Here is a 325-nt window from a genome sequence, read left to right on the forward strand (position 1 = left end):
CTTCTTTGTGTTCCGCCTGGACGCGCCTAGCCAGCCACCTATCTATCTGGTCTGCGGCATCGTCAAAGGCCGCCCCCGCGTGGGCTTCGATCAGGTGGTGCACGACGAGAAGACGCTCGCCCAGCTTGCGGCCGATTTCCCGACGAAGTGCGACGGGGACTTCAAGCTGGTGGGCAACGCTCCGGAACTGATGGCCTTGTTGCCGACCGACCGCCGGATCACGCACCTGCCTTTTGCGCTGGAAGCGTTGGCCGCGCAAGCCGGCGCGGGAGCACTGCTGAAGAAGCCCGGTGCATCTTCCCAGCGCAAGCGGTTGCTTTTGCTC

The 325-nt window shown here is 64.3% G+C and carries 1 pseudogene; it reads left to right on the plus strand.

The annotated features are described in order from the left end of the window. Positions 1-79: 79 nt before the first annotated feature. A pseudogene (locus ACYP5B_RS45445) lies at positions 80-325 on the plus strand (ATPase); the annotation flags it as partial.

The sequence above is a fragment of the Cupriavidus sp. 8B genome (assembly GCF_054589115.1).